8 protein-coding genes and 2 pseudogenes are annotated in these 12,551 nt (G+C 48.1%); 5 read left to right on the plus strand and 5 right to left on the minus strand.

The genetic code is table 11. The features are described 5' to 3' along the window. Window positions 1–330: pseudogene (locus GOU96_RS14915) on the minus strand (ClC family H(+)/Cl(-) exchange transporter); the annotation flags it as partial. Window positions 331–796: 466 nt separating this feature from the next. On the opposite strand from GOU96_RS14915, the gene GOU96_RS14920 reads away from it, so the two are divergent. Continuing rightward, window positions 797–1,786, plus strand: coding sequence for a CobW family GTP-binding protein (locus GOU96_RS14920; RefSeq protein WP_267782979.1), 990 nt, complete (start codon window positions 797–799; stop codon window positions 1,784–1,786). Between the two features lie 89 nt (window positions 1,787–1,875). Here GOU96_RS14920 and ylqF read toward each other — a convergent pair whose 3' ends face one another. Further along, complete coding sequence (gene ylqF / locus GOU96_RS14925) at window positions 1,876–2,820, minus strand: ribosome biogenesis GTPase YlqF (protein WP_000247909.1); 945 nt, start codon at window positions 2,818–2,820, stop codon at window positions 1,876–1,878. Window positions 2,821–3,141: 321 nt separating this feature from the next. Here ylqF and GOU96_RS14930 point away from each other — a divergent pair. Beyond that, window positions 3,142–5,004, plus strand: a pseudogene (locus tag GOU96_RS14930) (potassium transporter Kup). A gap of 96 nt (window positions 5,005–5,100) precedes the next feature. Here GOU96_RS14930 and nifJ read toward each other — a convergent pair. Beyond that, complete coding sequence (gene nifJ, locus GOU96_RS14935) at window positions 5,101–8,340, minus strand: pyruvate:ferredoxin (flavodoxin) oxidoreductase (RefSeq protein WP_267782978.1); 3,240 nt, start codon at window positions 8,338–8,340, stop codon at window positions 5,101–5,103. 102 nt (window positions 8,341–8,442) lie between these two features. Here nifJ and GOU96_RS14940 point away from each other — a divergent pair, with 102 nt between their 5' ends. From GOU96_RS14940 to tatA, 3 genes are all read left to right on the plus strand, one after another. Next, window positions 8,443–9,936 (plus strand): ATP-binding protein, encoded by a 1,494-nt coding sequence (locus GOU96_RS14940; RefSeq protein ID WP_267782975.1) that lies wholly within the window; start codon window positions 8,443–8,445, stop codon window positions 9,934–9,936. Beyond that, window positions 9,926–10,618, plus strand: a complete 693-nt coding sequence (locus GOU96_RS14945) for a response regulator (protein WP_095462466.1) — start codon at window positions 9,926–9,928, stop codon at window positions 10,616–10,618. Before GOU96_RS14940 ends, GOU96_RS14945 begins: the two co-directional genes overlap by 11 nt. 199 nt (window positions 10,619–10,817) lie before the next feature. Further along, window positions 10,818–11,054 (plus strand): twin-arginine translocase TatA/TatE family subunit, encoded by a 237-nt coding sequence (gene tatA / locus GOU96_RS14950; RefSeq protein ID WP_000508982.1) that lies wholly within the window; start codon window positions 10,818–10,820, stop codon window positions 11,052–11,054. 215 nt (window positions 11,055–11,269) lie between these two features. Here tatA and GOU96_RS14955 read toward each other — a convergent pair whose 3' ends face one another. Further along, the gene (locus GOU96_RS14955; RefSeq protein WP_267782968.1) at window positions 11,270–11,944 is read right to left on the minus strand and encodes a DedA family protein; all 675 of its coding nucleotides are present in this window, start codon (window positions 11,942–11,944) and stop codon (window positions 11,270–11,272) included. Between the two features lie 162 nt (window positions 11,945–12,106). After that, window positions 12,107–12,487, minus strand: a complete 381-nt coding sequence (locus tag GOU96_RS14960) for a hypothetical protein (protein WP_000903487.1) — start codon at window positions 12,485–12,487, stop codon at window positions 12,107–12,109. Window positions 12,488–12,551 lie beyond the last annotated feature (64 nt).

Raw genomic sequence — 12,551 nt, forward strand, 5'->3', positions numbered from 1 at the left:
AATTTCTGGAATACCAGATCCTGCAGCTTCAGGAGCAAAGCGGTGGACAAGAAAATAGCCGATGAAAGCGAGAAATGCGCTGATCAGAAACGCAGCCAACCAGAGTGGTAAAAAGCTACCAATTTCACTTTTTAGCCAATCGGTACGAGTTTCTGAGACTAGATGTACCGCCTGTTCAAAATAGGTGCCGACCAAGCCAGCCAAAATACCAACCAGCAATGATAAAAACAAAACTGAGAAAGGCGTCTTATCTTTTGAGAGAAATTGGTTAATCACATCTTTAGGCATTTTGGCCAGCAAACTGATCTTAAACGTCTCTCTTGTTGACATACGAATGACACCTATTGATGAATTGGGGGAAAAGATGTGCCGGAATTATACGCTGCATAGGGTTCAACTATAGCGATAAAGTTGAAATATTGATTTCCATATATGATTGATTTGATGGATCATTCTGAAAAAATTGAGATCTACACCAAAAAATGAGTAACTTTTCTGGAAAATCCAGCGTTATGTACCATAGTTAAAGCGTAAGGTTAGTGAGAACATTTCTGATGGAGGATATGGAACCTTACAGACAATTTGGATGGAATCAAAACGTTCATATCAGTACCTCGGCTAAGAGACGCTTGCATATATAGCCAAGCGAATTCGCAAAAACTCACGATTGAGTCTACGAGGAAAAAGGCGCGCTTTACAGTGCGCCTTTTGCATTTAAGCTTTTATGCTGTCCACGAAATTTGAAACTGCTTCTTTAAAAGCTTTTGGATATACTTCGGCCAAAAGGAGAATCAGCATGATCAATCGAGTTCCGACCAATATTATTACGGGTTTTCTGGGCGTTGGAAAAACCACCGCGATTTTGCACCTGCTAGCCACGAAACCTGCGCATGAAAAATGGGCTGTACTCGTTAATGAGTTCGGTGAGATTGGCATTGATGGTGCCATCATGAGCGAGCAGGGTGCGATGATCAAAGAAGTGCCGGGGGGATGTCTGTGCTGCACGGCTGGGGTTCCAATGTCCGTTGGCATTAACGCCTTGTTGCGTCAAAAGCCCGATCGTTTAATCATCGAACCCACAGGATTAGGGCATCCTAAGCAAGTGGTCGCCACGTTAATTTCTGAGCAGTATCAGCCTTATGTGGACTTAAAAGCCACGATTGCGTTGATGGATCCTCGCCACTTGAGCATAGATAAATACCGCAGTAACCAAAATTTCAACGACCAACTGGCGAGCGCGGATATTGTTTTGGGGAACAAAGTCGATCAGTGCAGCAGTAGTGACATTGATGCTTTTAATGATTGGGTTACGGACCAAACGCCGGCCAAAACCTTTAGTCAGCTCATCAAGCAAGGGCAATTCCCTATAGAGTTACTGGATATGCCGCGTTTGGTTGGCAATGCATCCACTCATATTGACTCCCATCATCACCACCATGCTGCCGATGAGCCGCAATTTAAGCTTGCACCCCAACAGCCATTTTTGCGCAAAGAAAATCGCGGACAAGGCTATTTTAGTTGTGGTTGGTTGTTTGGTGCGGAGTACCAGTTTAACTTCGATCTGTTGTTTCAACTGCTGAATGATTTAACCGCCGAGCGAGTGAAAGGGGTGCTGAATACCGATCGCGGTTGCTACGCTTTCAACGTGGCGAATGGCGTGGTTTCTGTGACTGAAATGAGTCTAGAAGGTTTTGAATCGCGCTTAGAAGTGATTGATTCACAACTGATGCCTTGGAGCGAGTTAGAAAGCATACTGCTCAAGATTGCAGGCATTCCACAGGCGTAAATCACAGGCCTTTCTTTGCGAAAAAAATTTACGAAAAAGATTTGTGAAAAAGGCGAGTCATACTCGCCTTTCTGTTATGCGCGGAATGATTAACGCTTGTTACGCAGATAACGCTTACGGCGCTCTTCTTTACGTTTGGCTTTCTCTTCGGCTTTCAGCGCTTCATCAATTTCAACTTGCTGTAACTCTTCGGTGATCATTTCTGGACGCTCCAAGGTGATTTGTCCAAGCACACCTTGACGCAGCTCATGCAGTAGGATTTCAGAGGCTTTATGTAGATCCACTCGCGCGCCCGCACGTAGCGCGCCACGCTTACGACCGATCTCTTCCATCAATTCAACATCGGTTTCTGGAAGTTCATCGATTTGGTAACGCTCTTTCAATCTTTCTGGGTAGTGCTTAGCCAGATACTCGACGGTGTAAAACGCCACTTCATCGTATTCCATCGCGGTATCTTTCACCGCGCCAGTGGCCGCCAAACGAAAACCGCTATGAGGGTTTTCCACTTTTGGCCACAAAATTCCCGGAGTATCAGAGAGCACAATTCCGTTTTGTAGATTGATGCGCTGTTGACGACGAGTCACTGCGGGTTGGTTTCCGGTTTGAGCAATTGCACGGCCCGCTAAGGTATTGATAATGGTTGATTTCCCTACGTTCGGAATGCCCATGATCATGGTGCGAATGTTTTTGCCGATCTCTTCACGCTGTGGAGCGAGCTTGCGGCACAGTTCGAGGATCTTGTGTACTTCCTGCGGATTGGATGTGGTGATCGCCATCGCTTTCACCCCTTTCTCTTGCTCAAGATGGGCAATCCACAGCTCGGTTAACTCAGGATCCGCAAGATCGCGCTTATTCAGTACCTTCACACAAGGTTTTTCCCCACGGATATGCGAAATCAGCGGGTTTTCGCTACTGAAAGGAATACGCGCATCAAGCACTTCGATAATCACATCGACTTGCGGAATCGCTTCTTCGATTTCCTTGCGTGCTTTGTGCATGTGCCCCGGAAACCATTGGATTGAGTTGTTAACCATTTGAAAAATTAGCCTTTTAATACAGTCTTAAATGAGTTGAGAGATAAGAATGATGCTTAACATGGAGTCAGCAGAAGCCACCTCGCTCTCAACTCCGTGACGCTATGGTCATTGGAATGCGCCAATGCTAACACTTTACGCCGGATGCGGGAATCGTCATCAGCCCGAACCATGGATTACACCAGTGGACGAGGGTGTGGGAATGGGTATTTCTATATATTTTCTTTATACCCGACTGGCGCTTTTATACACCTTCTTTAAATCGGGCTAGTTAGTATGCTGGAAGTTGTGATTTAGGAAGCACCGCGGTGCTTAAGAACCATGAAACCTGCAAAACAAACGACAGCCAGCTTGGCATTTCTGGCAATGGGTATCGTCTATGGCGATATTGGAACCAGTCCTCTTTACGCTTTTAAAGAAGTGTTCTTCAGTCATCATCCACTCGTGATTAACCCTGACAATGTGTTGGGGATTTTATCTTTGGTGTTTTGGGCATTTGTCCTGATCGTTTCCATTAAATATCTTTTGCTGGTGACACGCGCCGATCAAAATGGTGAAGGCGGTATTCTGACTTTATCCGCCATTGCTCAACAAAATGCCCCCAAACCTTGGCAGAGGATTGCCATGTTACTTGGGATTTTGGCGACGGGCTTTTTCTTTGGTGAAGCGGTGATAACGCCCGCCATGTCAGTACTTTCTGCGGTGGAAGGGATTGCGGTGGCGTAACCTGACTTAGCTCCTTATGTACTGCCCATTGCCATGATGATCATTGTGGCGCTGTTTGCGGTGCAAGCGATGGGAACCGAGCGTATCGGGCGCTTTTTCGCGCCAGTGATGTTGCTGTGGTTTTTAGTGCTGGCTTTACTCGGTGCCCATGCAATTTGGCACGCGCCCCAAGTATTACGTGCACTTAACCCAGCGTATGCGGTGCATTTTGTCTTGCTTCATGGACAGCACACCCTGTTTATTTTGGGCTTAGTCGTGCTTTCGGTGACTGGGGTTGAAGCACTGTACGCCGATATGGGGCACTTTGGGATTAAGCCGATCCGCATTGCGTGGTTTGCACTGGTGATGCCCAGTTTGCTGCTCAACTATTTTGGGCAAGGGGCGTATCTGCTTACCCTGTCTGAGCCCACAGGTTCTACTTTCTTTAGCCTGGCGCCTAAAGCTTGGTTGTGGCCTTTGATCTTGCTGGCGACGTTTGCCACTGTTATTGCTTCGCAAGCGGTCATCTCTGGGATCTTTTCGTTAGCGAGACAGGCCATCAATTATGGCTATTTGCCGCCGATGAAAATTGCGCATACGTCAGAGCATTCACAAGGGCAGATTTATGTGCCTGCGGCGAACATGTTGTTGTTTGTGGCCGTGATTTTTGTGATGTTGCGTTTTCGCTCATCCGCCAACTTAGCGGCCGCCTACGGTATTGCGGTCACAGCGATCATGATGATCTCTTCGCTACTGTTGGTTTTGGTTGCGCGTTATCAATGGCAGTGGAGATGGCCGCGAGTCGTCACGATTGGGATCGTGTTTATTGGCATGGATACTTTGTTGTTAGCGTCGACCTCAACCAAATTGATGGAGGGTGGTTGGCTGCCTCTGCTTTTAGGGTGCGTGGTGTTTATCGTCATGTATATCTGGCAGCAGCAGCGCCAACGCTTGCTGGAAATTGCCGGTAACGAGCTCTCGGTTTCGGCGATGATTCAGTCATTGGAGGAAGAGTCTTTCCAACGCGCCGCAGGAACCGCCGTTTATCTGTCTCGCTCGTTGAATCATGTGCCGCGCTCGCTGCTGCACAATATCAAATACAACAAGACCTTACATGAAAGAAATGTATTGATGACCTTTCAATATGAAGCGGTGCCAAGGGTTCACCCATGTCGCAGAGCTGAGATAGAGCAGGTCTCGGCCAGTTTTTGGCAAGTAGTGATCCATACCGGTTATCAAGAGGAGCCAGATATGGCGCAAGTGATGCATTGCTGCGGTCTAAAAGGCTTGTATTTGCATCCCAATGAAACGCTCTTTTTGCTCTCTTCAGAGCGATTGAAAGTACAAAAACTGGGGATGTGGCATGACCTGAAAGTCTGGTTCTTTATTCAGATGAGCAAACATGCGCTGAGAACGTCGGAAAGATTGAATATTCCCCCCGATCGCCTAATTGAGATGGGTGTGTATCGAGAGATGTAAGGCTCGCACGAAAAACCGTTCAAGATTGAACGGTTTTTTTAGCTCTGAGGTTTAGCCTTTACAAGGCTCCCTTAGTTTTTCGCTAGGGGTGCGAGGCTAATCTTGTTGCGCGACGCCCGCATGCAGCGGCCATGCGCCAGATTTCACTACCTCTTTTGTAACTTGCGCACTGTGTGCCAAATCGTAATGGTGCTCGATGCAGGGCGAATAGGCGACAACCAATGACGGACCAGAATGTTCACCTGCAGCTTGCAGCGCTTTAATGGTCTGATTGATGTTGGCACCCAAGGCTATTCTCGCTACAAACGCACCGGGCAGATCTTGGTAAAGTTTAACCAGATCTTTGGCTGGACTTGGATTGGGTAAACTGCACAATTTCGCGGTTTGTCCTTGCGGGGTGGACTTGGATTTTTGTCCACCAGTGTTGGAGTAACACTGCGTATCCAGAACCAGAATATTGATGTTACGTCCGCTGCGCATCACATGATCGAGTCCGCCAAAGCCGATGTCATAAGCCCAGCCGTCACCTCCTATCATCCACACCATTTTTTCGCTTAAATAATCGGCCAGCAGTTGCTCTTCCGAGTGTGCAGGAAGTCGCTGCTTCAGCTCACCAATCTGCGATCTTAGATCGGGAAGCGGAGATTGCGGGGTATGTCCGCCTAGCAAACGCTGCGCTCGCGATTGTAAGACTTCCAGTGCCATATTCATGCCCAAGCCAAATTCGGCATTATCCTCAAATAGGCTGTTGGCCCAAGCAGGGCCTCGTCCATCACTATCCTGACTGTAAGGCGTCGTGGGTAGATTGCCGCCAAAAATTGAGGAGCAGCCTGTCGCGTTGGCAATCATCAATCGATCGCCGAATAACTGAGTCAAAATACGGATATAAGGCGTTTCTCCGCATCCTGCACAGGCATTCGGGTATTCAAAATAGGGCTCAACGTGCTGCAATGTTTTGACATCAATTCGCTGCTGCTGATAGGCCGACTGCTTCGGCAAGGCTTGGAAATGAGTGAATCTTTGTTGCTCTGACTGATAACTGAGGTTCTTCTCAACCATATTCAATGCCTTACGTTCTGGCTCTTGTCGATCTTTTGCTGGGCAAACCTGAGTGCATAACTGGCAGCCAGTGCAGTCATCCGGCGACACTTGCAGTACATAATGCGCATCGGGTTGCTGCCTTGAGCGATAAGGCAGGCTTTTTAACTCACTCAAGGTGGGATGGGTTTCACTCACAATGCGGGCACGAATCGCCGAATGCGGGCAAATCGCGACGCAGTAACCGCATTGAGTGCAAAGATCGGTTTCCCAAACCGGCAGCTGTTCAGCAAGATTGCGCTTTTCTAACTGCGAAGTATTGGTAGGCCATACTCCATCGGCCGGATAAGCCGAGACAGGTAATGCATCGCCTTTCCCCGCCAGCAACTGTTCAACCAAGCTCGTGCCCCAAATCTTCGGCTGGCTTTGGATGGCCACCGTTGTTTCACTTGGGATCGCAAAAGGCATCTCACACACCGACTGATACGCTTGGTTTAGGCATTGCAGGCTTTGTGTCAGTTGCTGGGCTGAACGGTGTTTGAGCTGTTCGGTTAGACTCGCTTCCAGTGAGGTCAATAACGCCTGTTCGGTATGCTGACTTAATAATCGAGCCGCCGCGGCTTGCATCACAATACTGGTTTTATTGCCGAGTTGATGGCGCTCAATCAAGCCATCGGCATCGATGGTGGCCACTTGAACCGATAAAGCCTGAAGGCGACTTTGCAATGCGGGCGGTAAAGCGGCCAACAGTGCTTGCCCCGTCAGTGCGGTGTTGAGCAACAGATAGCCATTGGCGATCAGCTTGCTGGCAATATCACGTTCATGGAGAAGTTTCAGATTGCTGAGCGAAACCAACCAAGCGTGACGAACCGGATAGTGAGCAGTGATCGGTTGCTGACTGAAACGGATATGTGTCGTGGTGACATTGGCAGATTTTTTGGAGTCGTATTCAAACTGACCCTGTACATGCCAGTTTTGGCCTAGGGTTTTAATCAGATTTTTTCCCGCACTGACACTCCCATCGCCGCCATAGCCATACATCAGAACACTTTGATAGGGCTTGTCTCTCGTCGCTGAAATCGTTTTCGGTAGAGTAAGTTGGCTTACGTCATCTTCAATACCCACCACAAACTCGTGCATTTGCTCCTGCTCGGGAGCTTGCATCATGGTGAAAATCGCTTCGACATCTTCTGGGAAAAACGCTTTTCCTGATAACCCATAGCGACCGCGAGAGAGTCGGATCGAGTTTGCCCTTTGGGTATACAAGGCACTTAAAACGTCAAGATAAAGCGGTTCGCCGTGACTGCCCGGCTCTTTGGTGCGATCCAATACGCTGATATGAGTCACCGTGGCTGGAAGCGCATCCCGTAAGGCTTGACTTGGAAAAGGGCGATATAGTCGGATCTGAATAACGCCAATCCGCTCACCTTGTTGAACGCCGGCAAGGACGACTTGTTTGATGGTGTCGACGGAAGATCCCATTGCGACAATCACAGATTGTGCTTGCGGATGACCGATATACTCGACCAACTGGTAGCGGCGTCCGGTCTGTGTTTCAAAACAGTCCATGATGTTCTGCAACTGTTCAGGCGTACTTTGATGGTACGGCGTTCGAGCCTCGCGACACTGAAAGTAACTGTCGGGATCGGCAGTGGCTCCGCGTAGAGTTGGCCGATCGGGCGTTAAGGCTCGGGCACGAAAATCAACTAACGTTGGCATGGGCAGCAGCGCAGATAACGCCTCTTCGGAGAGCGGCTCAATCTGGGTAATGGCGTGTGAGGTGAGGAATCCATCAAAGAAATGCACAAACGGTAAGCGGCATTGTAAAGCACTGAAAGTGGCAATGGCGGCCAGATCTTGCGCCTCTTGCGCATTACTGGCGCAGAGCATTGCAACGCCCGTTTGGCGGATGGCCATCACGTCCGAATGATCGCAGTAAATGGATAACGCATGAGTCGCGACAGTGCGAGCCGCCACATGAATGACACAAGGCGTCAGCTCACCAGCAAGCTTGTATAAGCTTGGGATCATGAGCAATAAACCTTGCGATGAGGTAAAGGTGGTGGCAAGTGCACCGCTCATGGCGGCGCCATGAACAACCGCAATACTGCCTGCTTCTGATTGCATTTCCACAAGTTTGGGTACATCACCCAGCAGATTGCTCTTTTGCTGGCTTGCCCATTGTTCACAGCTTTCGGCCATGCTGGTGCTCGGTGTAATAGGGTAGACGGCTAGCACTCCACTCAGTTGATAAGCAACGCGGGCAACGGCCGTATTTGCGTCAGTAATCCAAGTCATAATTCACCTCTGTCGATATCGCAGCGTTTGCGATGGAGGATGGAAGATGTATGATCCGGCCACCTAGGTGACGAGATCACGAACCAACAGGATTAAGAAGCAGTGGTGACAAGACTTAATGAAGCACACAAAGCGCTGATTCTGGTTGCGCTGTACGCCATGGTCACTGTCGTGGGTGTGATGTACCGCAAAGATATGATTGAGACTGATGTGGCTATGCTGTTTTTGCTGCTCAATATCTTGAGCGCATCAGTACTCAAACCGCGCAACGCTTACTTGATGATGGGATTAAGCATCATCGATTATCACTACTTTCTGCTACCGGACTATCAATCGTTCCGATTTGAGAATGCGCAGTACGTGATTACCTATGCGGTGTTAGCTTTTAGTGGGATTTTCGCGGTGAATATAACACAGGCTCAGCGCAAGCAAATAGAGAAAAATAAGCGCCTGCAGCAGCAACACAAGAAGTACTATGAACTTGCTTGCCACCTTTCTGCACTCAGTACCAGTGAAGACATTGCTCAAGCCACCGTCAAATTTTTAAGTAAAGAGAAGGGGATAGTCAGTGCGATCGCGCTATACCAACTGCAGTGGCAATGGGTCGCGCAGCACGCTGATTTCCCCGTTGCAGCAATTGAACTACCGCAGCCTCCTTTGACTGATAACACATTAGCTTTGGCGCAAGATGAACAGATCAATGCCTTCACCTTGGTAGATCGAGGGACAATCCTTGGGGTCATTTATTTCCTGCGTTATCCCCATGACCGCTTCACATCGCCAGAGGCTTTGCGGCGTGAATCTAAAATCGCACCTTGGGTACGCTCTCTTCTGACACTCTCGTTAGCAAGGGCACATGCGCATCGCACCTTGGCCAATGTGGAAGCGGAAAAACAGCTGGAAAGCACGCGCACAACGTTACTCGCGTCTGTCTCGCACGATCTAAAAACGCCGCTTGGCGCGATCATTGGCTCTGCCACCACTTTAACCGATCCGAGTCTTCACCTCTCGACGGAAACCCAGCAAGAGCTACTGACGTCAATTGCTGAGCAAGGCGAGCGGTTAAATCGCAGTTTGACCAAACTGCTCGATATCACCCGCTACACGGCATCCGCGCTAGTACCTAAGTTAGATTGGGTTGAACCGGAGGAGTTGATTGGAACGGTGCTCAGTCGTTTAGCTCCGCGATTAACCCATCACAAAGTACAGATTGAGAGTCAACCGATGTTGGTTGAGCTTGATAGCTTACTGCTTGAACAGGTGCTGATTAACTTAGTGGAAAATGCTGCGAAATATACACCTAGAGGCAGCGAAATTGAGATCGCTTGTGCTTATCAAGAGCAGCAGTTTACGCTGGCGGTGATGGATAACGGCGCGGGCATCCCCGATGAGGCATTACCTAGAATTTTTGACCGGTTTTATCGTGTGGAAGGCAATCATGCTGATGGAACGGGGCTTGGCTTGGCGATTTGCCAAGTGATTGTTGCGGCTCACCAAGGTTCGATTCGAGTACATAATCGAGAGTCTGGTGGCGCATGTTTTACGGTGACGATTCCTTGCCGCCAATACAATTTAAAGGAACTGTATGAACAGTGAAATTAAGATCCTCATTATTGAAGACGAAGCGCCAATTCAACGGTTTTTGACTGTGCTTATTTCTGGTTATGAGTATCAAGTGAAAGTGGCCAGCACGGCAGAGCAAGGGCTGCATCTGGTGGCGAATTGGAATCCGCATCTGATCCTGTTGGACTTGGGCTTGCCAGATCAAGACGGCATCAGTTTGACGAGAGAACTGCGAGCATGGACGCAAACCCCAATCATGGTAATTTCTGCCCGAGAAAAAGAAGCGGATAAAGTGCAAGCTCTGGATGCCGGGGCGAACGACTATTTGACTAAACCCTTTGGCAGTGAAGAGCTGATGGCTCGTATTCGGGTGGCGCTGCGTTTAGCGCCGAGCACCGAAAGTGTAGAGCAAACTCGTTTTGAATTGGGGGAGCTGGTGTTGGATCTTGTGTTAAAGCAAGTCACCAAGGCTGGAGAGCCAGTAAAACTGACCAAAACCGAATACAACATTTTGAAACTGCTAGCAAAAAATATGGGGAAGGTGCTCACACACAAGCAAATCTTAAAAGAAGTGTGGGGCGGCAATTATGTCGAGCATCATCACTATGTGCGCATCCATGTCGCGCAGTTACGCCATAAAGTGGAAGACAATCCCGCGCAACCGCGCTTCATCCTGACTGAAAATGGGGTTGGTTACCGTTTAGTGGATAAATAGACATGTAAAATAAAACTATCTTTATAAAATCTATACAGATGTATGCCTGATCCATACAACCGATTTATAAAGGGTTCGCTACACTGCTTCACAGGTTAAGGACAGGTAAGGCGTGAACTTTTAGTGGGATTGTTTACGTGCACTTTGCATGGTCTGAAATCTACTTGGTAAACACACATTGTAAAAAGCAGAGGACAACATGGGTGGAATCAGTGTGGGTAAGCTCTTAATCTTGGGGTGTATTGTTGCGCTGGTTTTCGGCACTAAGAAATTGCGAACCATAGGTGAAGATGCGGGTTATGCGATTCGCTCTTTTCAAAAAGCGTTACGCGGTGACGAAGTGACGACTCAGTCATCAACGACCGAGGAATCTGTCGACAGCTTCGCTATTGAGCAAGAGTCGTCCCATTCTTCTGATTCTCAGCGCCACTCATAATGTTCCCATTCTCAATACCATCGCATTTGCGGGGCTCTTATGAGCCCCTTTTTTTATGTTCAAATCGATGAAACGTCTCTCGACGTAAGTGACTAGGAAAAAGTGACGATGACTCACATCCTTTAGTTAGTCGGATGCTCGCATTTATCTATGCTGGCGCTTTAACTTGGGAATACTTATAAAGCGGCTCTGCATACCGAGCCGCTTTGAGACTTTCAATCTTCTACCGTGACTTTCACTTTACGCTCGCGTTTTTTGAGTATGGCGCTGGCGGCAAATGTGAGTAAGGCCAGCACCAGTGTGAAGATCGGTGCGATCATCAGTAGCTTGGTCGCAAATTGTTCGAGTTGAGTTGGTAATAATGAGATACCAAAACCAACACTCACCAAAAACAGAATCCAAAGAAGCGCACTTATTGCACTAGCCGTAACACATCGTAACGGTGGCACACTGTCGCGCAACCCCATCATCATAGGCAATAAGGAACGTACAACGGGGAAGAATCGGGCAAAGAATAGTGCGACTAAACCATACTTATTCATGAGGTTGTCACTTGCTATGAGATGCTTCTCAGGCACTTTAGCAAGCCAATGAGTAACGATACGCCAATTTTTAAGCTGATATCCCTGATAATAAGCCAGCAAACTACCAAACCAGCCTGCTAAAAATAAGGCGATAAGTACCCAGTGCAGTTGTAACACACCTGCCGCAGCAAGGGAGCCACTTAAAATAATCACACTATCACACGGTAATGGTGCAGCAGGTATGAAGGCACTTTCTACAAAAATCAACAACGCTAGGCAGAAATACAGCAAGAGTAAATTAACGTTTTGTAGGGCGAAGGCATCGTGATGCCAAAGCGCACTAAAAATAGAGAGTACGGAATCCAAACGGTGATCCTCTTTTATGATGAAGGTAAAAATGCTCTGCATGAGTGGTCGTACAAAGAGGGCGTCGTGACAACAGAGCTTATCTCTGGATAGACATGGCACACTAACTCGCGCTACACCTCAGTAGCAACAACCCATTGGAATACGAGAAAAGAGGTATGGCTAAGCGTGCGCGTAACGGGAGTAGAGATTGGAAAATAACCATGCTTTACGAGCATGATTGAGTGTCGTCAACTGGAAGAAACGCTGACTGGGATAAAGAAAATAGTGGCGTAAAGTGAAAGAGAACGTCTCATTGGCTGCACTGAAATGCGGTGTGAACGTCGAATCTTCTCTTTCTTCAGGTTCTGCTCTTAATAATGTGCGGTAATCTTGCTGGCGATTAGGAAGCAGCGCAAATTTGGCTAACCATGTGTGAGCGGTGTGATGCTGTAGTTGCTTTTCTAAGGTTGGGTCAATAATTCGATGCGCATCACCTGCATGCAGCAAAGGCGCCGCACAGAGCAAAATAAAACTCAACAGTGATGTCACTACATGCAACATGACAGGTTAACCTCTCGCAAAGACGCAGTGAGTATGCTGTGTATTGTTTAAGGTGTAAAGGTTA

The sequence above is a fragment of the Vibrio sp. R-1 genome, from assembly GCF_035615595.1.
GTDB classification, from domain to species: Bacteria; Pseudomonadota; Gammaproteobacteria; order Enterobacterales; family Vibrionaceae; genus Vibrio; species Vibrio cholerae.

Excerpts from the sequence above, each read along its gene's own strand:
- GOU96_RS14920 (WP_267782979.1), top strand. The coding sequence starts at position 797 with ATGATCAATCGAGTTCCGACCAATATTATTACGGGTTTTCTGGGCGTT.
- ylqF (WP_000247909.1), bottom strand. The coding sequence starts at position 2,820 with ATGGTTAACAACTCAATCCAATGGTTTCCGGGGCACATGCACAAAGCA.
- nifJ (WP_267782978.1), bottom strand. The coding sequence starts at position 8,340 with ATGACTTGGATTACTGACGCAAATACGGCCGTTGCCCGCGTTGCTTAT.
- GOU96_RS14945 (WP_095462466.1), top strand. The coding sequence starts at position 9,926 with ATGAACAGTGAAATTAAGATCCTCATTATTGAAGACGAAGCGCCAATT.
- tatA (WP_000508982.1), top strand. The coding sequence starts at position 10,818 with ATGGGTGGAATCAGTGTGGGTAAGCTCTTAATCTTGGGGTGTATTGTT.
- GOU96_RS14960 (WP_000903487.1), bottom strand. The coding sequence starts at position 12,487 with ATGTTGCATGTAGTGACATCACTGTTGAGTTTTATTTTGCTCTGTGCG.